Raw genomic sequence first — 20,471 nt, 5'->3', positions numbered from 1 at the left:
TCACTTGAGCCAAATGGTGCGGACGACGGGGGTCGAACCCGTAAGCCATTGAAGACGAGGCATTTTAAGTGCCTTGCGTTTACCAGTTTCGCCACGTCCGCAGAGTTGGTTCCCTTACCCTAATGCCGCCATCCGTCCCCCGCCATCGCACAGGTAACGCTGCGGCCCCGCTCAGAACACCCCGCCGATGAAGCCGGTCTCGTCGACGAAGATGTCCTCCGCCGCCGGGTGCGAGGGCAGGCCCGGCATGGTCATCACGTCGCCGCACAGCGCCACCACGAAGCTCGCCCCGGCCGAGAGGCGCACTTCGCGGACCGGCAGGGTGAAGCCCTCCGGCGCGCCGCGACGGGTGGGGTCGGCGGTGAAGCTGTACTGCGTCTTGGCCATGCAGATCGGCAGCTCGCCATGGCCCATCGCCTCGAACTCGGCGAGCTTCTTCAGCGCGCCCGCCTCGATGGCGACGGCACCGGCGCGGTAGATGCGCCGGGCGATGGTCTCGATCTTCTGCAGCAGCGGCAGGCCGCTCTCATAGATCGGCCTGAAGGCGGAGGGCCCGGCGGCAAGCTCCACCACCTCGGCGGCGAGGTCCACCGCGCCGGCCGAGCCATCGGCCCAGTGCGAGCACAGATGCACGCTGGCGCCCACCGCCGCGCAGGCCTGCTTGATGGCCTCGATCTCGCCCGGCGTGTCGCTGGTGAAGCGGTTGATCGCCACCACCGCCGGCAGGCCGAAGGCCTTCATGTTCTCGATGTGTCGCACGAGGTTCCCCGTGCCGGCGGAAACCGCCGCGACATTCTCCGGCCCTAGGTCCTTCTGCGCCACACCGCCATGCATCTTGAGCGCGCGCACCGTGGCGACGATGACGACGGCGGAGGGCGCCAGCCCCGCCTGCCGGCACTTGATGTCGAGGAACTTCTCCGCGCCGAGGTCGGCGCCGAAGCCGGCTTCCGTCACCACATAGTCGGCAAGGCCGAGCGCGGCACGGGTGGCGATCACCGAGTTGCAGCCATGGGCGATGTTGGCGAAGGGCCCGCCATGCACCACAGCGGGCGTTCCCTCCAGCGTCTGCACGATGTTGGGCTGGAAGGCGTCGCGCAGCAGCGCGGTCATCGCGCCCGTGACCTTGAGCTGGCCGGCGGTGATCGGCTGGCGGGCGCGGTTCTGCGCCACCACCATGCGGCCGAGCCGCTCTTCCAGGTCCTCCAGCGAACGGGCGAGGCAGAAGATCGCCATCACCTCGCTGGCGACGGTGATGTCGAAGCCGTCCTCGCGCGGGAAGCCGTTGCCGGGGCCGCCGAGCCCGACGATGACGCTGCGCAGCGCGCGGTCGTTGAGGTCGACGACGCGCCGCCAGTTGATGCGCCGCACGTCGATGTCGAGCGCGTTGCCCCAGTAAATGTGGTTGTCGATGGCCGCGGCGAGCAGGTTGTGCGCCGCGCTGATGGCGTGGAAGTCGCCGGTGAAATGCAGGTTGATGTCCTGCATGGGGATGATCTGCGAATGGCCGCCGCCCGTCGCGCCGCCCTTGGAGCCGAACACCGGGCCGAGGCTCGGCTCGCGCAGGGCGATGGCGACCTTCTTGCCGGCGCGCGCCAGCGCGTCGCCGAGGCCGATGGTGGTCGTCGTCTTACCCTCGCCGGCGGGGGTCGGGTTGATGGCGGTGACGAGGATGAGCTTGCCGTCAGCCTTCGCTTCGGCGCGGCGGGCGAAGTCGAGCGCGATCTTCGCCTTGTCGTGGCCGTAGCGGAACAGCGAGGCATCCGGCACGCCGAGCTTCGCCGCCACCTCCGCGATGGGGCGCGGCGTCACCGAGGCGGCGATGGCCGCGTCGCTGCCGGGGTCGATGGTACGTGCCACGCTGCTCATGAGACCTCCCGTCTCGACGTATCGCCGTCAGGCCGCGCGCGTGCGCTCGGCGAGGATGGCGACGAGGATCATTCCGCCGATCACCGAGAGATGTTCGACGGTGAAATAGAATTCGATCAGCGCCATCGGACCTTCCATGGTCCAGAAATGATGCGCGATCGGAATGGTCAGAAGCGTGAAGACGGCAAGCGCCCCCGCGCCGAGCCAGGTCGCGCGGTTGGCGAGGATGAGCACCGAGCCGACAAGCTGGGTGAGGATCGTCGCCAGCGCGAACAGCCAGGGCGGGTTCAGGCCGAAATGGGCCATCTCGGCCTGCGCGCCGGCGAAGTTGGTCATCTTGTCGATGGCGCTGCCGAGGAACATGAAGACGAGCAGGAGCCGCGCGAGGAAGGCCGTGGCCGGCGAGCGCAGAATGGCGGAGATGAAGCTGGGGGTCATCGGTAAGGTTCCTTGAAGGCCGCGCGCTCGTGGGCGTCACCCGCGCGCCGGGCGCACTGACGTCACACAGCCGGCCGCTCAGGAGCGCCGGTCGCCCGGCTCGCCGTTCCCGGTGTCGCCGTCCTCGTCGTCCTCGTCGTCTTCCGCTTCCTCTTCCTCGCGGGCGGCCCTCGCCTCGGCGATGAATTCGGCGGCGTGCTTCTTGGCGTCGCGCACGCTTTCGCCGAGCTCGCGGGCGAAGCGGTCGAGATCGAGCCGCAAGCCGCCGATTGACGGCTTCTCCGTCTCGGAGGCATAGGCGATCATGCGCAGCGACAGGCCGATATCGGAGGCGAGCAGGGCGAGAAAGCCGTCGCTCAGCTCGTGCTCGTCCGCATAGGCGACGAGAAGGTCGTAAAGCGCCGTGCGATGCGTCTCGAACGCCTCCTCATAGGCCTCGTCGGAGACTTCTTCCCGGTCGTCGTAACCGCCAGCCATGTCCGTTCCTCACGCCACCCCGTCGCGGATCGGCGGCTGGAAGGTCAGCCCCATGTCCCACGGGAAATAAATCCAGGTATCCTGGCTCACCTCGGTGATGAAGGTGTCCACCAGCGGCCGGCCAAGCGGCTTGGCGTACAGCGTGGCGAAATGCGCCTGCGGCAGCATCTCGCGCACCAGCCGGGCCGTCTTGCCGGTATCCACCAGATCGTCGATCACCAGGAGACCCTGGCCGCCCTCGCCCGCCGCCGCCAGCACCGTCTCGGCGATGGGCTTGAGCACCTCCATCTCACCCTGCTTGGTGTAGTCGTGATAGCTGGCGATGCACACCGTCTCGATCATGCGCAGGCCGAGCTCGCGGGCGACGACGGCCGCCGGCACGAGGCCGCCACGGGTGATGCAGACAATGCCGACAAACGGGCCGGACCCGGCGAGCCGCCATGTCAGCGCGCGCGCATCGCGGTGGAACTGGTCCCAGGAGACCGGAAAGGCCTTGTTCTGGCGGTCGTCGGTCATCACGCACATCCCGGATCGCCCGCGCGCGGCTTCCGCGCGGGCCTTCGCCGAGATCATTAGCGGGAGCGCGCCGCCTTCTCCAGTGCTGCGCCGGGGAAATCCCCGCCTTCTGGCGCGATGCTAGCGGCGCGGCAGCCCGGCCAGCATGGCCTTCACATCGGCGACGGCGGCGTCGAGCAGCCCCGCCTCGCGCGAGCGCACGACGAGATTGGTGTTCGGGCGCCCGCTCTCGTCGGCGAAGGGATAGGAGCCGATGGTGACGCCGGGATGCGCCTTGGCCAGCGCGGCGAGCGGGCCGCCCACATCGCCCTCGCGGGCATCCGCGCGCACGCTCTCCGACAGCATGACGCGCCCGGTCTTCAACTTCGGCGCCACCTGGTCGAGCATCGCCTGCATGATCGCCGGCACGCCGGCCATGACGATGACGTTGCCGATCCAGAAGCCCGGCGCCTTCGACACCGGATTGGGCACCAGCTCGGCGCCGGCCGGGATGCGCGCCATGCGCAGCCGCGCCTCGTTGAGGTCTTCCGGCTTGATGTATTCGAGCAACATCGCACGGGCGCGCGGGTCGACGTCGATGGAAACGCCGAACGCCTTCGCCACGCTGTCGGCGGTGATGTCGTCATGGGTCGGCCCGATGCCGCCGGTGGTGAAGAGATAGGTGTTGCGGGCGCGCAGCGCGTTCACCGCCGCGACGATCTCCTCCTCCACGTCGGACACCACCCGCACCTCGCGCACGTCGACGCCGATCGCCGTGAGATATTCGGCGATGTAGCCGATGTTGCGGTCCTTGGTCCGCCCCGAAAGTATCTCATCGCCGATCACCAGGATCGCCGCCGTCACCGGCTCTGCCGCGCTCGTCATCCGATTCTCCCTCCCGGCCGCGCCGGCTCCCCTGTTACCCGCCGCAATTCAGCGCAGCGCCCGCCGCAAGCAAGGGCAGCGCGCCTGCCAAATGGGCAAACCACCCCCAATACGCCGAATATCGCCATGCGGATTGTTCCTCCCCTTCCGCTGGCACGGGCTTTGTAGCTAACTTGGGGAAGTTGGGGAGTAGATTTACACCAATGAGCGTCGCCTTCGACGAAATGACCAATGGGGACGGTTCGATCCGCCCCGCCTATGCCGCCCTTTCACGCTGGTTGAGCAACGTTCCGCCCGACGTGCTGGACTATCGTCGCAAGGAAGCGGAGTTCATATTCCGGCGCATCGGCATCACCTTCGCCGTCTATGGCGACAGCGATGCGCAGGAACGGCTGATCCCCTTCGACATCATCCCGCGCATCCTCACCGGCACCGAATGGCGCCGCATGTCGCGCGGGCTGGAGCAGCGCACCAAGGCGCTGAACCTCTATCTCAAGGACATCTACTCGCGGCGCGAGATCCTGAAGGCCGGCGTCGTGCCGGAGGATCTCGTCTACCAGAACCCGGCCTTCCGGCCGGAGATGAACGGCCAGAAGGTGCCGCACGACCTCTATGTGCACATCGCCGGCATCGACGTGGTGCGCGTCGACGCCGACACCTTCTACGTTCTGGAAGACAATGCCCGCACGCCCTCCGGCGTCTCCTACATGCTGGAGAACCGCGAGATCATGATGCGGCTCTTCCCGGAGCTGTTCGCCGACAACCGCGTCGCGCCGGTCGAGAACTACACCGACGAGTTGCTCGCCACCCTCAAATCGGTGGCCCCGCACAGCGCCAGCAGCGATCCGGCGGTGGTGGTGCTCACCCCCGGCATCTACAATTCGGCCTATTACGAGCACTCCTTCCTCGCCGACAAGCTGGGCGTGGAGCTGGTGGAGGGCCGCGACCTCTTCGTACGCAACGACGTCGTCTACATGCGCACCACCGAGGGGCCGCGCCGGGTCGATGTGATCTATCGCCGCCTCGATGACGATTTCCTCGACCCCCTCGCCTTCCGGCCTGACAGCGCGCTCGGCGTACCGGGGCTGATGAGCGCCTATAATGCGGGCAACGTCACGCTGACCAACGCGGTCGGCACCGGCGTCGCCGACGACAAGGCGGTCTACAGCTACATGCCGGACATCATCCGCTTCTATCTCGGCGAGGAGCCGCTGCTGAAGAACGTGCCGACCTGGCGCTGCCGCGAGGCCGACCACCTGAAATACGTGCTCGACCACCTGAGCGAGCTGGTGGTGAAGGAAGTGCACGGCTCCGGCGGCTACGGCATGCTGATCGGCCCGCGCGCCGACAAGGCGCAGATCGAGCTGTTCCGTGCCAAGCTGAAGCAGGACCCGAACAACTTCATCGCCCAGCCGACGCTGGCGCTGTCGACCTGCCCGACCTTCGTCGAGGAAGGCATCGCGCCGCGCCATGTCGACCTGCGCCCCTTCGTGCTTACCGGCTCGGACAAGGTGCGCATCGTGCCGGGCGGGCTGACCCGCGTGGCGCTGGAAGCAGGCTCGCTGGTGGTGAATTCGAGCCAGGGCGGCGGGACCAAGGACACCTGGGTGCTGGAGGAGAGCTGAGGAGCGAGCGGATCGGATTCAGACAATCTGATCGTCATCCCGGACGGCCACAGGCCGATCCGGGATCGTCTGCGGAATTGGTGAGCGATCCCGGCTCGACGCTTCGCGGCGGCCGGGATGACGCAGGGTGGGAGCGCATAGACAGATGCCGATAGAGACATGGCTGGCCTTCGTCGCCGCCTCGGCGGTCCTGCTGGTGATACCCGGACCGACCATCCTGCTCGTCGTCTCCTATGCGCTCGGTCAGGGACGCAAGGTGGCGCTGCCGGTCGCGCTCGGCGTGGCGCTCGGCGACTTCACAGCGATGACGCTTTCCATGCTCGGCCTCGGCGCGTTGCTCGCTACCTCGGCCACCCTGTTCACCGTGCTCAAATGGATCGGCGCCGGCTACCTCATCTGGCTCGGCATCAAGCTCTGGCGGGCGGGCGGCCAAGCGAGCCTCGGCGAGGCGCGGGCGGCCGGCTCGCCGCTGCACATGATGGCGCATGCCTGGCTGGTGACGGCGCTGAACCCGAAGAGCCTCACCTTCTTCATGGCCTTCCTGCCGCAGTTCCTCGATCCCGCGCGCGGCCTCCTCGCCCAGATGGTCGTCTTCGAGACCACCTTCCTCGTGCTGGCCGCCGCCAATGCCTTCGGCTACGCGCTGCTCGCCGGCCGCCTGCGCGGCGCGGTGCGCAGCACGCGGCTCGTTTCCGCCATCAACCGGATCGGCGGCTCACTCCTGATCGCGGCGGGCGTGGCAACGCTCGCCTGGCGCAACGCCAAATAGAACGCGGGTCCCATGCTCTCTCGTACTGCCGACAATCTCTACTGGCTGTCCCGCTACATGGAGCGGGCGGATTGCCTCGCCCGCATCCTCGACGTCACCCAGCGCCTCGCCCAGCTTCCCGCCGCCTATGGCGGTTCGACCAATGAGTGGCGCTCGGCCCTGCTCACCGCCGGCTGCGCCGACCTGTTCAAGCAGGTCCATGGCGAGGACGCCAACGAGCAGAACGTCATCAACTTCCTCGCCTTCGCGCCGGAGAACCCCTCCTCCATCCGCAACTGCTTCGAGATCGCCCGCACCAATGCCCGCTCGGTGCGCACGGCGCTCACCATCGAGATGTGGGAGACCATCAACTCGGCCTGGCTGGAGCTGAAGCGCTATTCCACCAAGAATATGACGCGCGAGGAGCTGGCCCGCTTCCTCTCCTTCGTGAAGGAGACCTCGCTGCGCTTCGACGGTGCCGCCTACCGCACCATGCTGCGCAACGACGCCTTCTGGTTCTCGCGCGTGGGCATGTATGTCGAGCGCGCCGACAACACCGCGCGCATCCTCGACGTGAAGTACCACGTGCTGCTGCCCGAATCCGAGCATGTCGGCGGACCGCTCGACTATTTCCAGTGGGCCTCGATTCTGCGCTCGGTCTCCGCGCTCACTTCGTTCCACTGGGTCTACCGCGAGAGTGTGAAGCCCTGGCTGGTGGCGGACCTGCTCATCCTCAACGCGCAGATGCCGCGCTCGCTGACGAGCTGCTACCAGAACATCACGCGTTATCTCGACGACATCGCCGCCTATTACGGGCGGCAGGGCGGCTCCCAGCGCATCGCCCGCTCCACCCTCACCAAGCTGGGCAACAGCCGGATGGACGACATCTTCGTCACCGGCCTGCACGAGTTCATCGATTCCTTCGTCTTCGAGAACAACCGCCTCGGCTCCACCGTTACCGAACAGTACCTGCTCTGACCCGGCACCGCGTCATGCGTATCCATGTGAACCACGCCACCACCTACACCTACGATCCGCCCGCCAATGGCGCGATCCAGACCCTGCGCCTGACGCCGCGCAACCATGACGGCCAGTACGTCGTTTCCTGGCGCATCGACGTGTCGGAAGGCAGCCGGCTGCGCGCCCATGAGGACGCCTTCGGCAACCTCACCCACACCTTCGCCGTCGAGGGGCCGATCACCGAGCTGCGCGTGCTGGTCGAGGGCGAGATCGAGACGCAGGACACCGCCGGCGTCATCCGCGGCATTTCCGAGCGCTTTCCGCCCTCGCTGTTCCTGCGCGGCTCCGAGCTGACTGCGCTCGATGCCGAGCTGGCGGCCTTTGCGGAGACGGCGAGCGCCGGCGAAGGCGACCGCATCACCCGGCTGCACGGGCTGATGGACGCCATTGCCGACGCGATGGCCTTCGATCCCGACCCGACCCACGCCTCCACCACCGCCATCGAGGCGTTCAGGCTCAAGCGCGGCGTATGCCAGGATTTCGCGCACATTTTTGCCGCCTGCGCCCGCCATGCCGGCATCCCGGCCCGCTATGTCAGCGGCTATCTCGTGGGTGACGGCGCCGAGGTGGAGATGCGCGCCGGCCATCAAGCGGGCCATGCCTGGGCCGAGGCGCATATCGAAGGGCTCGGCTGGGTCGGCTTCGACGCCGCCAACCGGCAATGCCCGACCGACGCCTATGTGCGCGTCGCCGTCGGGCTCGATTATCTCGGCGCCGCGCCGGTGCGCGGCAACCGCTATGGCGGCGGCGACGAGAATCTCACCGTCGCCCTCAAGGTCGACCAGTCGAGCCGCCAGATTCAGGGTTAGCCGGGCAGCCTCGGGTTGCCCGTCGGGAAAGCGCCCCGCTATAAGGGCGTGGGGAATAGCCGCCGGATCAGCGCAGCCGGACAGCGCGCGGGCGGAGCAGGGAAAGCGCCTTTCATGACCTATTGCTGTGGTATCTTGGTGCGTGACGGCCTCGTCATGATTGCCGACACCCGGACCAATGCCGGGCTCGACAACGTGTCGACCTTCCGCAAGCTCCACGTCTTCGAGGAGCCAGGCCGCCATGTGCTGGCGCTGTCGACGGCCGGCAACCTTTCCATCTCGCAGGCCGTCATCTCGACCCTGCAGGAGGGGCTGGAGAACCCCGAGACCGGCAGGAAGGAAACGCTCTCCACCTGCACCTCGATGTTCCGCGCCACGCAGCTTGTCGGCGCGGCGGTGCGCCACGTGCACGACCTCTACGGCGCCGGGCTGAAGGAGGCGGATATCCGCTTCGACGTGTCGTTCCTGTTCGGCGGACGCGTGAACGGCGGCCGGCTGCGGCTGTTCATGATCTACGCCGCCGGCAACTTCATCGAGTGCACCAACGACACTCCCTTCCTGCAGATCGGCGAGCACAAATACGGCAAGCCGGTGCTGGACCGCTCCATCAGCTACGACATGGACCTCTACGACGCCCTCAAGTCCGGGCTGATCTCGATGGATTCGACCATGCGCTCCAATCTCGGCGTCGGCATGCCGATCGACATCCTTGTCACCCGCCGCGACGCCAGCGAATCCGAACTGAACTACCGCATCGAGCCCGGCGAGCCCTATTTCCACGATCTGCGCGAACGCTGGTCGGCCGCCCTGCGTGCCGCGCATAACTCCATTCCCCGTCCGCCCTATGGCGGCGCGCGCTGAGCGGCAACGATTACGAAAAAAGCCGGTCACATCCCCTGTGACCGGCTTTTCTCTTGCAAGGAACGCCCATCACTGCGGGCGATGTACTGTCACCGTCAGGTGAGCAGGTACAAAAGAATGATGATCGGAATCGGAATACCGATAAGCCACATCAGAATAGCGGGCATGATCCTACACCTCCCGTAGATTCACTTGACTGCTGGCTTGATAACGCGGCAGCGATCTCCGGGTTCCTTGGCTGCCTACGGCCATCGGAAAAACAAGTCCCGTACCGTACCGCAACGCGCCAATGCCCGGCGATCTTGTCCCCCCTGCGGGTCTCGTTCATCTTCGCCGGCCTTGGGAGGAACCAGAATGAACGCCACTCGCATCGCCCTCGTCACCGGCGCCGGCACCGGCATCGGCAAGGCCGCCGCCCTCGCCCTCGGCGAGGCCGGCTTCACCGTCGTGCTCACCGGCCGCCGCGCCGAGCCGCTGGAAGCGGTCGCCGCCGCCATGGACGGCAAGGGCCACGTCGTGACCTCGGACGTCGCCGACGCCGCCTCGGTCGCTGCCCTGTTCGAGGGAGTGGCCGCGCGTTTCGGCCGGCTCGACGTGCTGTTCAACAATGCCGGCGGCTGGTCGCCGGCGACGCCCATCGAGGACATTCCGCTGGAGGACTGGCAGCGCGTGGTGAACGTCAACCTGACGGGCGTCTTCCTGTGCACTCAGGCGGCCATCCGCCTGATGAAGGCGCAGGACCCCAAGGGCGGGCGCATCATCAATAACGGCTCGATCTCGGCGCACGCTCCCCGTCCGCTGACCGGCTCCTATACCGCGACCAAGCACGCGGTAAGCGGTCTCACCAAGCAGGTGGCGCTGGAAGGGCGCGCCCACAACATCGCCTGCGGGCAGATCGACATCGGCAATGCCGACACCGACATGGCGGCGAAGATGAAGACCGGTATCCTGCAGGCGAACGGCCAGATCATGGTCGAGCCGACCTTCGATCCCGCCCATGCCGGCCGCGCCGTCGCCTACATGGCCAGCCTGCCGCTCGACGCCAACGTGCTGACCATGACCATCATGGCCACCGCCGCCCCCTTCGTCGGGCGCGGCTGAGGGCGAATGGGTCGAAGGGTCGACCCGCCGGTCGGCCCCCAGGCTAGAAAGGCGTCCGCGGGTCGGGCTCGACAAGGTTGCGCTTCCAGCGCCCGGCCAGAAAGGCGTCGAGCGGCTCGTGCAGTTCCGCCGGCAGCAACTGGTAGAACGTCATCCGGTCCCCCGTGTCGGGGTTGCGACCCCATTCATAGGGACGCCCGTCGAGGTCCACGAAGCCGATCGGGGCATCGGCACCCGCCGCGATCCGCTCAAGCGGCGCAAAGGCGTTCGGCAATGTCGGCCGCCCCTTCGCATCGAAGAGCCTCATCAGCAAGGTCATGTGGAGATACTCGCCGATCGGGCGTGCATGGCGTGGCAGGCTGTTCATGCGCTCCCGCCCCCGCTGCTGCGGCCGCTGCTGGGCGATGACGCGCACACTCGGCATCAGCCGGTCCAGGAAGAAGATCGGCGTGCGCGATTCGTGGATCGCAGCCTCCTGATCGGTCGGCGTGCTTTCACGCAGATGCCTGGCTTCGGGCCGCAGCGCCACGTCGATTTGCTGCGCCTTGCCCAGCGCGTGGATACGTTTCAGCATCCAGTCGAGAACCACGCGGCCGATGCCGTCTTCCGCGTAGCCGCCGCCGACATCGGAGTGCACGCCGGGGAACCAGACCTGCTCGACCACGCCATAGGCCTTGTGCTGCGGCAACTGCCACAGGGCCGGGCCGAAGCTGTGCCGCTTCTCGTCGGCCGCGAGCGCGTGAAGGGCGATCTCCACGTTCTGGCCGAGCGTCGCGTCGTGGAAACGGAAGCGCCGCGTCGACAGGCTGCGCAGGACGCCCGGAATGCCGAGGGAGCCGACCGTGTCGAACACGCCGAGCACGGAAATCCTCACCGGCGGAAAGCAGAGCGCCGCCAGCCCCCGGCTTTCGGCGGGAAAGCGGTCCTTCGGCGGCGTGCGATAATGGTCCCAGGCGCGCCGCTCATTCTCTGCGGTGCAGTGCTCGGGACGCAGCAGGCCGCTGGCGCCGATATAGCCTGCAAGGCTGCGGGCGGTGAAAGCGCCGCGCGAGAAGCCGAAGATGACGATCTGGTCGCCCTCCCGGTAGTTTCCGGCGAGATAGCGATAGGCCTGCCGTATATTGCGGCTCAGGCCACGGCCTGTCGCCCCGTCGACCAGTTTCCGGAAGCAGCCGCCCGTTCCCACGCCCTCGTCGTAGTAAATATGCTGCTCGACAGGCTCCCCGCCCTCCGGTTCCACCCGTCCAGGCGCAATGATGTCCCGCAGGCGGACGATGCTCGTGATCGTCTCCCCGTCCGCCGTGTTCCACGTGCCGTCGAGACACAGGATCAGGCGCCGGCGCGGCCGTGGCGTCTCCGGCCCCGAGGCCGGCTTCGGCGAATCCCCCGCATTCATGCCACGCCCCCCGCATGTCGATGGATGGAGAAATTACCTTAGGTTGCATCCCAAGAAATGCAACTTCGCGTTATTTAACGCTGCCGCCGATACACTGGGGTGTCAGATATAGGCGACGGCGCCCTGGAACAGCATCCAGCTCAAAAGGCCCATCACGCCGACGCTCAGAAGCGTCGCGACCACGCCGGCGAAGATGAACACGCCGTCCCGCTCGACGAGGCCGAGGCCGAGGATCACCACCGCGATGCCCGGCGGCAGGTTGCCGAAGATCGGGATCGGCAGCAGCAGCAGCAGCCCGAGCACCAGCACCATGCCGCCCAGCACGAAGCGCGCCGACGGCGAGGAGAAATAGGGCAGCCGCGGGCGCGAATAGCCCTCGAAGCGGCGGATCCATTTCAGCGAACCGTTGATGATCTTCTCGATCAGCGCGCGCGAGACAGTGCGGCTGGCGAGCCAGCGCGGCAGCCAGAGCTCGTCGCGGCCCATCAGCATCTGCACGCCGACGAGGCAGAGCAATATTCCGCAGATCACCGGCAGGCCCGGCGGCATGGGCAGGCAGTTCGGCAGGCCCAGTAGCAGGATGGACAGGCCGAAGGCGCGGTTGCGCAGCGCATGCACGATCTCGCCGACGCCGATACGCTCCGCCGAATGGGCGGTGACGATGGCGGAGAGAAGCTCCGATGTGCGGGGCGAACGGTGATCCACGGGGCCTTGACCAATGCCTGACAGTCGCCGGGAGGCCGCGAGGCACCCCCGATCCGCGCCCTCATAGCACGTCACTCGCGTCAAGAAGAGGGCATCGTTCGGCATAGCTTGCCGGCGTGCCCGGCAATGGCACCGTGTCCCGGCCGTCAGTTCAGCATGTAGAGCCCGCCGACCGCCCGCAGTTCCGCCGGCCCGATCAGCCGGGCATGGGCGACGCGCACCGAGTGCAGCGGCCCTTCCAGCTCGCGCTTCCAGAAATCGAGGAAACGGTTGAGCTCGGGGAAATGCGGGCACAGATCGTAGCACTGCCACAGATAGCTCTGCAGGATCGCCGGATGGTCCGGCAGCCGGTAGAGGATCTGGGCCGTGGTAAGGCCATAGCCCGCAAGCTGGCGGCGGAAATCCTCGGATGCCTCGCGGGCGGGCTGGGCCTCGCCCGATATGCCGGGGTTCGACGACGGGTGACCTGCCATGCGCAACCTCCTTTCGTGGACGAATCCGATTGTAGGAAGGGCGCGGCGCGCGGCAAGGCCGAAAAATTCATTTCATGTTGACTTTCAATGCACTAGCAGCATGTACGACGGAGTGCTGACAGCCTGTGTCGCCGCCCGTTGGCACTCTCCTTTGATGACTGCCAATTTTTTCCGGTTCGCACCTTGCGCGGCTTTTCCACGCCGCCTAGATGTGCCGCGGCAGTGCAGCGGACGCGTGGCAGACAGGCGACGCGTTCCGGTGGCTGGCCGGATCAAACGATCGTTCAGGAATCTGGAGAGAACCGATGAAGTTCCGTCCCCTGCATGACCGGGTCGTGGTCAAGCGTCTCGAAGCGGAAGAGAAGACCGCGGGCGGCATCATCATTCCCGACACCGCCAAGGAAAAGCCCTCGCAGGGCGAAGTCGTCGCGGCCGGTCCGGGCGCGCGCGACGAGGCCGGCAAGCTGGTGCCGCTCGACGTGAAGGCCGGCGACAAGGTGCTGTTCGGCAAGTGGTCGGGCACCGAGGTCAAGATCGACGGCGTCGACTACCTCATCATGAAGGAGTCCGACCTCCTCGGCGTGCTGGAAGACACCGCCTCCGCCAAGAAGGCCGCGTGAGCGCCGCCTCCTTCCGCAATGCCTGACTTAAGGCCGCCTCATCGGCGGCCGCTCCACCGGAGAGAGAGACATGTCTGCCAAGGAAGTTAAGTTTTCGACCGACGCGCGCGACAAGATGCTGCGCGGCGTCGACATCCTCGCCAACGCGGTGAAGGTCACGCTCGGTCCCAAGGGCCGCAACGTCGTGATCGAGAAGAGCTTCGGCGCTCCCCGCATCACCAAGGACGGCGTCACCGTCGCCAAGGAGATCGAGCTCGAGGACAAGTTCGAGAACATGGGCGCGCAAATGGTGCGCGAAGTGGCCTCGAAGACCAACGACCTCGCCGGCGACGGCACCACCACCGCCACCGTCCTCGCCCAGGCCATCGTGAAGGAAGGCGCCAAGTCGGTCGCCGCCGGCATCAACCCGATGGACCTCAAGCGCGGCATCGACCTCGCCGTCGAGGCGATCGTCGCCGACATCAAGAAGAACGCCAAGAAGGTCACTTCCAACGCCGAGATCGCCCAGGTCGGCACCATCTCCGCCAATGGCGACGCCGAGATCGGCAAGTTCCTCGCCGAGGCGATGCAGAAGGTCGGCAATGAGGGCGTGATCACCATCGAGGAAGCCAAGACCGCCGAGACCGAGCTCGACGTCGTCGAGGGCATGCAGTTCGACCGCGGCTACCTCTCCCCCTACTTCATCACCAATGCCGAGAAGATGCGGGTCGAGTTCGAGGACCCCTACATCCTCATCCACGAGAAGAAGCTCTCCGGCCTGCAGGAGCTGCTTCCGGTTCTCGAGGCGGTGGTGCAGACCTCCAAGCCGCTGCTCATCATCGCCGAGGACATCGAGGGCGAGGCTCTGGCCACCCTCGTCGTCAACAAGCTGCGCGGCGGCCTCAAGGTCGCGGCGGTGAAGGCCCCCGGCTTCGGTGATCGCCGCAAGGCCATGCTGCAGGACATCGCGATCCTGACCGGCGGCACCGCGATCTCGGACGATCTCGGCATCAAGCTCGACTCGGTGACGCTCAACATGCTCGGCCGCGCCAAGAAGGTGGTGATCGAGAAGGAGAACACCACCATCGTCGACGGCGTGGGCTCCAAGACCGACATCGAGGGCCGCATCGCCCAGATCAAGGCGCAGATCGAGGAGACCACCTCGGACTACGATCGCGAGAAGCTGCAGGAGCGCCTGGCCAAGCTCGCCGGCGGCGTCGCGGTGATCCGCGTCGGCGGCGCGACCGAGGTCGAGGTGAAGGAAAAGAAGGACCGCGTGGACGACGCGCTGCACGCCACCCGCGCGGCGGTCGAGGAAGGCATCCTGCCGGGCGGCGGCGTCGCCCTGCTGCGTTCGATCAAGGCGCTGGAAGGCATCCAGGTCGCCAATGCCGACCAGAAGACCGGTGTCGACATCGTGCGCCGCGCCATCCAGGCCCCGGCCCGTCAGATCGCCGCCAATGCCGGCGAGGACGGTTCGCTGATCGTCGGCAAGATCCTTGAGAAGGACACCTATTCGTTCGGCTTCAACGCGCAGTCGGGCGAGTATGTGGACATGTTCAAGGCGGGTGTCATCGACCCGGCCAAGGTTCTGCGCTCCTCGCTGCAGAACGCGGCCTCGGTCGCCTCGCTGCTGATCACCACCGAGGCGATGATCGCCGAGCTGCCGAAGAAGGCCGCCCCTGCCGCCCCGGCCATGCCGGGCGGCGGCATGGACTTCTGAGGAAGCCGGACGCTCCCAACGCCGCCCGGCGTCACGCAGAGGCTGAAGTCGGCAACTGCCGACTTCAGCGGGCGGCGGCATGGACTTCTGAGGAAGCCGGACGCTCCCAACGCCGCCCGGCACCACGCAAATACATGAAGTCGGTGCAAGCCGACTTCATCGGGCGGCGGCATGGACTTCTGAGGAAGCGCGACGCTTCCGACACCGCCTGCCAGAGTTGGCACCTGCCGGCTTTCGGCGGGCGGACAGCATCCGAGGGCGCGGCGTGAGCCGCGCCCTTTTTAATGCTCCTGCGATCACGCATTGGTGAGCGGTCGCTGCGTCACGCGGGAAGCAACGGCTAGAAGGGGCGCAGATCAGGGAGCCCAATACCCTCGATGAACCACATAATACCTCATGTCACCCAATCGTTGCATACGGAACACAGTGAGTGCGGGAAACGACTCGGTACGGATCAACCGAACTATTTGGTGAGTTCAGTGTCATAGGGTGCCTTACGCACCTATTGAGGAGGCCTCCCATGAACCGCACCCTGCTTCTCGGCGCCGCTGCCCTGCTCGCCAGCACCGGCGCTTATGCCGCCGACCTGCCCTACCCCACCAAGGCTCCCGCCGCCGCCATCGCGGTGATCCCGCCCTTCTCCTGGACCGGCTTCTACCTGGGCGGCAACGCCGGCTACAGCTGGGGCGAGTCCAAGGCGACCGACGTGCTGTTCTACGACAGCACCGGCGGCGTCTACACGCCGGAGCCCGGCTTCTACGCCGGCAACGACGTGAAGTTCGGCGGCCTGGACGGCTGGATCGCCGGTGGCCAGCTTGGCTACAATTACCAGTTCGAGAATAACTGGGTGGTCGGCGTCGAGGCCGACTTCCAGTGGACCGGCGCGGAGGATTCGCTCGACTTCTACGCCACCACCTCTGGCCCCTATTATCAGGCCAAGGCCGATCTCGAATGGTTCGGCACCGTGCGCGCCCGCCTCGGCTACGCCTTCGACCGCCTGCTGGTCTACGGCACCGGTGGCTTCGCCTACGGCCAGGTCAAGACCAGCGCCTCGGTCTCGGGCCTCGACGGCGGCATTCCCGACCCGTTCACCACCACGAGCGGCTCGGACACCACCATCGGCACCGGCTGGACCGTCGGCGGCGGTCTCGAATACGCGCTGACCGACAACTGGATCCTGCGCGCCGAGTATCTCTATGTCGATCTCGGCAAGAGCGACGTCACGACCTATCTCGCCGGCACGCCGGGCAGCTACATCACGTCCGAAGCCGATCTGACGACCAACGTCGTGCGCGCGGCGATCAGCTACAAGTTCTGATCGCGCAGCTCCCGCCGCCCGCGCGGCGGCCGCCAGAAGCAGCAAAGCCCGGCTCGCGCCGGGCTTTCGCATTTCAGGGGAGGCGCGCGCCCCGCCGCGCGCCGAAGCTTACGTAGCTGCGGGGTCAGAAGCGGGCGGAGGCCCAGCGCACGATCTTCACGAACACTTCGTCCGAGGCGGCGTCGAGCGCCTGCGTGGCCTGCGGCCCGCTGGTGGAGGAGGCGGGCACGCTGGCCGAGAACACCTCCGCCGCCACGATGCGGCCGGAGCTGTTGCCGACGATCTTCACCGACACCTCGACCACTGCGCGCGGGTCGCCGTCGAAGGCGCGGATGCCGAAGGCGCGCAGGTCCGACAGCAGGATGTAGTCCGGGCTCAGCCCGTCGCCGGCGCGCCCGACCGAACGCGCGCGGTTGCCGTTCTCGAAGGCTTCGATCAGCCGCGCCTGGAACAGCGCCGGCAGCCGGTCGCTCCACTGCGCATTGTCGAGATAGGTGATCTGCCCGGGTGCCGGCTCCACCACGATGCGCGCGGTGTCCAGCACCTGCAGCGCGGTCGGCGGGCCGATGACGATCAGCCCCGAGCCGCGGCGCGGCGCGTTGAAATCCGCCGGCGCGCTCAGGTCGAAGGTCGGCACCGACTTGTCGCCGCCGGACAGGAGGGAGCCGCAGCCACCGAGCGCAAGGGCAAGAGCCATCACGCCCGCGCGGCCGGCCAGCCTGCGGTAGGTCTTGCTGAACGTCACGCCTGCGCTCCCGCCCCCGTAGCTTCCCCAGAGCCCCATCTGTCAGCGCCCAGTGTAGTTGGGAACATTCGACCCGCCAAAGATGAACTGGCGGGGGTTACGCTCGAAATTACGAAAAACACGCTCGATCTCACCCAGCGTCCGCCGCCCGTCGACCGCCAGCGCCTCGTATTGACGCAGCCCCGGCCCGGTGAACTTGTTGAGATTGGTGGAAAGCTCGGCCGTGCGCGCGTCGAGATTGACCGCCAGCTTGCGGATTTCGGTGGCCGCGCTGGTGATCTCGTTGAACATGCCCTTGCCTTCCTCGCTGGTCGTCATCGCCGCCACATTGTCGAGGATGGAGTTGAACTTCATCGCCATGCCGTCGAGCTGCGCAGTGAAGCGCGCCACATCGTCCACCGTGCTGCCGACCTTGGCCGGATCGAGCGAGACGACGACATTGTTGAGATTGTCGGCCAGCGTGCTGATGCGCTGCGCCGCCCCGCCCATCTCCTTCAGGAAGTTGTCGATGTTGCCGGCATTGTTGCCCAGCGCGGTAGTGAATTTGTCGACGTTGTCGATAACCGAGGCGATCTTGGTATCGTTGGCGCGCACCAGCTCGTCGATGCGGGTGGCAATGTCGTCGACGCGGCCGAGCACCTCGCGCGCCGTGCGCACCAGGTCCTGCACCGCCGAAGTGTTGGCGTCGATGCGCGGCAGTTCTCCCTCGGGCGGGGCCGGCAGCGCGGTGGCGTCGGTCGAACCGCCCACGAGGCCGACCGAGGACAGGCCCGTGAGGAGCTGGGAATCGAGGTTCGCGCGGGTGTCCGACTTGATCGGCGTGTTCGGCTGCACGGCGATGGTGGCGACCACCTTGCGCGGGTCCTGCGCGTCGAGCCGCAGCCCCGTCACCTCGCCGACCGGGATGCCGTTGAAGGTCACCGCCGAGCCGGTCTGCAAGCCGCTCACCACGCCGGAGAACACCACGTCGTAGGAGGTGCGCGGCCCGCGATTGCTCGATCCGGTGAACCACCAGACGAAGATGAAGCCCGCCGCCACGATGGCGAGGGTGAACAGGCCGATGATCGTGTAGTTGGCGCGGGTTTCCATCAGCGCGCCCCCTCGGAGACGATGCCGGCGGCGCGCGCCCGCTTGCCGTGGAAATAGGCCGACACCCAGGGATGTTTCGACGCCAGCATGGTCTCGATCGGCCCGACTGCGATTACCTTGCCCTCGCCCAGCGCCGCGATGCGGTCACACACGGTATGAAGGCTGTCCAGATCGTGGGTTACCATGAATACGGTCAGCCCCAAAGTCTGCTGCAGCGTGGCGATGAGATCGTCGAACTCGCCCGCGCCGATGGGGTCGAGACCGGAAGTCGGCTCGTCGAGAAACAGGATCTCCGGGTCGAGCGCCAGCGCGCGGGCGAGCGCCACGCGCTTGATCATGCCGCCGGAGAGCTCGGAGGGCGCCTTCTCCGCGACATCAGGGGAAAGCCCCACCATTTCCAGCTTGGCGATGGTCAGTTCGTCCATCAGCTTCGGCGATAGATCGAGATATTCGCGCATCGGGAACTGGATGTTCTGCCGCACGGTGAGCGAGGAGAACAGCGCCCCTTGCTGGAACAGCACGCCCCAGCGGCGCTCCAGCTGCCGGCGCTCCTCATAGCTCAGCGTGTCGATGTTCTGGCCGAACACTTCCACCGTGCCGGAGCGCTTGTGCACCAGCCCCAGAATGGTGCGCGTGAGCACCGACTTGCCGCCGCCCGAGGCGCCGACGAAGCCGAGAATCTCGCCCTTCATGACGTCGAGCGACAGGCCGTTGAGGATCACCCGGTCGCCGAAGCCCACCACGATGTCGCGCACGCGGATGATCGGCTCGCCCGGCGCGATGTCGCCCGCCTCGTGCCGGCCTGCGGGAGTGTCGAGTTCCGCGTGCACCCTCGCCCTCACATGTCGATCGCGGCGAAGAACATGGCGAACAGCCCATCCACCACGATCACGAGGAAGATGGCCTTCACCACGGCGGCGGTGGTGTGAGCGCCGAGCGACTCGGCGCTGCCGCCCACCCGCATGCCCTCCATGCAGGCGATCAGCCCGACGATGGCGGCCATGAACGGCGCCTTGATCATGCCGACCTCGAAGGTGTTGAGGGCGATGGCCTCCTTGAGCCGGCTGATGAATATCTCCGGCGAGATGCCGCCATAGATCCACGCCACCAGCCCGCCGCCGAAGAGGGCGCACATATTGCCGATGAAGGTGAGCAGCGGCACCGCGATGATCAGCGCCACGAGGCGCGGCAGCACCAGCACCTCGTTGGGGTCGAAGCCCATCACGCGCAGCGCGTCGACCTCCTCGCGCATGCGCATCGAGCCGAGCTCGGCGGTGAAGGCGCTGCCCGAACGGCCGGCGACCATGATCGAGACGATCAACACGCCGAGTTCGCGCAGGGTGAGGATGCCCACCATGTCGACGACATAGGTCGTCGCGCCGAACTTGCGGAAATGGAAGATGCCCTGCTGGGCGATGATGCAGCCGATCAGGAAGGTGATCAGCGCGATGATCGGCACCGCGCGCAGGCCCGTGCGCTCCAGATGATAGGTCATCGAGGTGAAGCGGAAGGTCTGCGGGCGCACGATGACGCGCAGCATGGCCGCCACGACGGCGCCGATGAAAGACAGCAGGGCCATGGCGTCCTGCGCCGTCGCCACCGTGGTGCGGCCGACGAGCTGGATGCCGCCGAGCACGGCGTTCACATGGCGCGCGCGCGGCGGGTTCTCGTGGCTGCCCTTGACGATCTCGTCGAGCAGCGGGCGGAAGCGCCGCTCCAGTCCGACGATCTGGAAGCGCACCCCGGCCTTTTCCAGCGCCTGGATCAGCCGGTCCAGCACCACGGCGCCGAGCGTGTCGAAGCCGCGCACGCCAGAGAGGTCGATCCGGGCGCTTTCGGTGGGGGCGGCGGCGATCTCGGCCAGCGCGGCATCGACGCTGCCTTCGAGGCCCCGGCCCTGCACGGCCAACCAGCGGCCATTGCCCACGAACACGAGTTCGCGGCCATTGCGGGCGGTGGCCAGCAGCGGCGCCTCAACGGCTCCCAAGATCGGCTCCCAAGACTGGCTCCCCATGCGCCGAATTCGCAATGTATTTCTTAGCCGTAAGGCCACCGGCCGTCGAGAGAGCCGACCCCGTATGCCGGGCCGGCGCGGACG

At 67.0% G+C, this 20,471-nt stretch carries 21 protein-coding genes and 1 tRNA gene; 9 read left to right on the top strand and 13 right to left on the bottom strand.

The window, feature by feature from the left end; translation table 11 throughout:
* Positions 1–14: 14 nt before the first annotated feature.
* From MWN33_RS16105 to MWN33_RS16080, 6 genes are all read right to left on the bottom strand, one after another.
* A tRNA-Leu gene (locus MWN33_RS16105) sits at positions 15–101 on the bottom strand.
* A gap of 70 nt (positions 102–171) precedes the next feature.
* Positions 172–1,866, bottom strand: coding sequence for a formate--tetrahydrofolate ligase (locus tag MWN33_RS16100; RefSeq protein WP_247202052.1), 1,695 nt, complete (start codon positions 1,864–1,866; stop codon positions 172–174).
* Between the two features lie 27 nt (positions 1,867–1,893).
* Positions 1,894–2,304, bottom strand: a complete 411-nt coding sequence (locus MWN33_RS16095) for a DoxX family protein (protein ID WP_247202051.1) — start codon at positions 2,302–2,304, stop codon at positions 1,894–1,896.
* Positions 2,305–2,382: 78 nt separating this feature from the next.
* A complete protein-coding gene (locus MWN33_RS16090; RefSeq protein ID WP_247202050.1) occupies positions 2,383–2,781 on the bottom strand; it encodes a hypothetical protein in 399 nt (132 codons plus the stop codon).
* 9 nt (positions 2,782–2,790) lie between these two features.
* The gene (gene gpt, locus MWN33_RS16085) at positions 2,791–3,297 is read right to left on the bottom strand and encodes a xanthine phosphoribosyltransferase (protein ID WP_247202049.1); all 507 of its coding nucleotides are present in this window, start codon (positions 3,295–3,297) and stop codon (positions 2,791–2,793) included.
* Positions 3,298–3,417: 120 nt separating this feature from the next.
* The gene (locus tag MWN33_RS16080; RefSeq protein ID WP_247202048.1) at positions 3,418–4,161 is read right to left on the bottom strand and encodes a competence/damage-inducible protein A; all 744 of its coding nucleotides are present in this window, start codon (positions 4,159–4,161) and stop codon (positions 3,418–3,420) included.
* A gap of 203 nt (positions 4,162–4,364) precedes the next feature.
* On the opposite strand from MWN33_RS16080, the gene MWN33_RS16075 reads away from it, so the two are divergent.
* The 6 genes from MWN33_RS16075 to MWN33_RS16050 all read left to right on the top strand — a co-directional run bounded on the left by MWN33_RS16075 (position 4,365) and on the right by MWN33_RS16050 (position 10,325).
* Positions 4,365–5,786: a circularly permuted type 2 ATP-grasp protein gene (locus MWN33_RS16075; RefSeq protein WP_247202047.1), complete on the top strand. Its 1,422-nt coding sequence runs from the start codon at positions 4,365–4,367 to the stop codon at positions 5,784–5,786.
* A 145-nt stretch (positions 5,787–5,931) separates the two neighbouring features.
* Positions 5,932–6,555: a LysE family translocator gene (locus MWN33_RS16070; RefSeq protein ID WP_247202046.1), complete on the top strand. Its 624-nt coding sequence runs from the start codon at positions 5,932–5,934 to the stop codon at positions 6,553–6,555.
* Positions 6,556–6,567: 12 nt separating this feature from the next.
* Positions 6,568–7,512, top strand: coding sequence for an alpha-E domain-containing protein (locus tag MWN33_RS16065; RefSeq protein ID WP_247202045.1), 945 nt, complete (start codon positions 6,568–6,570; stop codon positions 7,510–7,512).
* Positions 7,513–7,526: 14 nt separating this feature from the next.
* Positions 7,527–8,363 carry a transglutaminase family protein gene (locus MWN33_RS16060; RefSeq protein ID WP_247202044.1) on the top strand — a complete coding sequence of 279 codons (837 nt, stop codon included), beginning with the start codon at positions 7,527–7,529 and terminating at the stop codon, positions 8,361–8,363.
* Between the two features lie 114 nt (positions 8,364–8,477).
* Positions 8,478–9,224, top strand: coding sequence for a proteasome-type protease (locus tag MWN33_RS16055; RefSeq protein ID WP_247202043.1), 747 nt, complete (start codon positions 8,478–8,480; stop codon positions 9,222–9,224).
* Between the two features lie 354 nt (positions 9,225–9,578).
* Positions 9,579–10,325 (top strand): SDR family oxidoreductase, encoded by a 747-nt coding sequence (locus tag MWN33_RS16050; RefSeq protein WP_247202042.1) that lies wholly within the window; start codon positions 9,579–9,581, stop codon positions 10,323–10,325.
* 43 nt (positions 10,326–10,368) lie between these two features.
* Here MWN33_RS16050 and MWN33_RS16045 read toward each other — a convergent pair whose 3' ends face one another.
* The 3 genes from MWN33_RS16045 to MWN33_RS16035 form a co-directional block, all read right to left on the bottom strand.
* Positions 10,369–11,721, bottom strand: coding sequence for a DUF2235 domain-containing protein (locus tag MWN33_RS16045; protein ID WP_247202041.1), 1,353 nt, complete (start codon positions 11,719–11,721; stop codon positions 10,369–10,371).
* 102 nt (positions 11,722–11,823) lie between these two features.
* Positions 11,824–12,426 (bottom strand): exopolysaccharide biosynthesis protein, encoded by a 603-nt coding sequence (locus tag MWN33_RS16040; protein ID WP_247202040.1) that lies wholly within the window; start codon positions 12,424–12,426, stop codon positions 11,824–11,826.
* A gap of 146 nt (positions 12,427–12,572) precedes the next feature.
* A complete protein-coding gene (locus MWN33_RS16035; protein WP_247202039.1) occupies positions 12,573–12,899 on the bottom strand; it encodes an usg protein in 327 nt (108 codons plus the stop codon).
* A gap of 305 nt (positions 12,900–13,204) precedes the next feature.
* On the opposite strand from MWN33_RS16035, the gene groES reads away from it, so the two are divergent.
* The 3 genes from groES to MWN33_RS16020 all read left to right on the top strand — a co-directional run bounded on the left by groES (position 13,205) and on the right by MWN33_RS16020 (position 16,539).
* Entirely contained in the window at positions 13,205–13,519 is a 315-nt protein-coding gene (gene groES / locus MWN33_RS16030; RefSeq protein ID WP_247202038.1) for a co-chaperone GroES, read from the top strand.
* Between the two features lie 70 nt (positions 13,520–13,589).
* Positions 13,590–15,221 (top strand): chaperonin GroEL, encoded by a 1,632-nt coding sequence (groL, locus tag MWN33_RS16025; protein ID WP_247202037.1) that lies wholly within the window; start codon positions 13,590–13,592, stop codon positions 15,219–15,221.
* 520 nt (positions 15,222–15,741) lie between these two features.
* Positions 15,742–16,539, top strand: coding sequence for an outer membrane protein (locus MWN33_RS16020; protein ID WP_247202036.1), 798 nt, complete (start codon positions 15,742–15,744; stop codon positions 16,537–16,539).
* 124 nt (positions 16,540–16,663) lie between these two features.
* Here the strand turns inward: MWN33_RS16020 and MWN33_RS16015 are convergent, their stop codons facing one another.
* Genes MWN33_RS16015 through MWN33_RS16000 form a run of 4 tightly spaced genes read right to left on the bottom strand, consistent with a single transcriptional unit; the run spans position 16,664 to position 20,360 of the window.
* Positions 16,664–17,284 (bottom strand): ABC-type transport auxiliary lipoprotein family protein, encoded by a 621-nt coding sequence (locus MWN33_RS16015; protein ID WP_247202035.1) that lies wholly within the window; start codon positions 17,282–17,284, stop codon positions 16,664–16,666.
* Between the two features lie 42 nt (positions 17,285–17,326).
* Entirely contained in the window at positions 17,327–18,373 is a 1,047-nt protein-coding gene (locus tag MWN33_RS16010; RefSeq protein ID WP_247202034.1) for an MlaD family protein, read from the bottom strand.
* Positions 18,373–19,203 (bottom strand): ABC transporter ATP-binding protein, encoded by an 831-nt coding sequence (locus MWN33_RS16005; protein WP_425532015.1) that lies wholly within the window; start codon positions 19,201–19,203, stop codon positions 18,373–18,375. Before MWN33_RS16005 ends, MWN33_RS16010 begins: the two co-directional genes overlap by 1 nt.
* An 8-nt stretch (positions 19,204–19,211) precedes the next feature.
* Positions 19,212–20,360 (bottom strand): ABC transporter permease, encoded by a 1,149-nt coding sequence (locus MWN33_RS16000; RefSeq protein WP_247202033.1) that lies wholly within the window; start codon positions 20,358–20,360, stop codon positions 19,212–19,214.
* Positions 20,361–20,471 lie beyond the last annotated feature (111 nt).

The sequence above is a fragment of the Ancylobacter koreensis genome, assembly GCF_023016525.1.
Lineage (GTDB): Bacteria > Pseudomonadota > Alphaproteobacteria > Rhizobiales > Xanthobacteraceae > Ancylobacter > Ancylobacter koreensis.
Note: the sequence above shows the minus strand (reverse complement) of the source record. Positions and strands in the feature narration are given on the sequence as shown.